Annotated in this window: 1 protein-coding gene; it reads right to left on the bottom strand. The window is 65.5% G+C overall.

Going from position 1 to position 459, the window contains the following annotated elements; genetic code table 11:
* On the bottom strand, positions 1-459 hold a 459-nt coding region (locus A3754_RS24485), incomplete at both ends, for a penicillin-binding transpeptidase domain-containing protein (RefSeq protein WP_255363163.1).

The following is a 459-nucleotide window of genomic DNA, read 5'->3' as shown; positions in this document are numbered from 1 at the left end:
TCTGCCGGCAGGCCGAAGCGCTTCAGGGTGCCCATGGCCTGGCTGATGCCGACCTGGCGAAGAATGCGGATGGAAACCAGGTTCAGCGAGCGGTACAGGGCTTCGCGCATGCGGGTGGGGCCATAAAACTTGCCGCTGGCACCGGTGGGGCGCCAGGCGGTTTCCAGCTTGTCGTCGTCAAAGACCACCGGGGCATCGTTGATGATGGAGGCCGGGGTGAAGCCGTTTTCCATGGCTGAGGTATAGATGAACGGCTTGAACACGGAGCCGGCCTGGCGCTCGCTCTGTACGGCCCGGTTGAAGTTGGAGGTAGAGAAACTGTAGCCCCCTTGCAGGGCCACGATGGCGCCGCTGGATGGGTCCAGCGAGATCAGGGCGGATTGTGCCTTGGGTAGCTGGGCCAGGCGCCAGTGACGCTCATCGCCACTGCCGGCGGGGCNGACGGCGCTCGCCGCCTGC

This window comes from Alcanivorax sp. HI0083, assembly GCF_001635175.1.
Note: the sequence above shows the minus strand (reverse complement) of the source record. Positions and strands in the feature narration are given on the sequence as shown.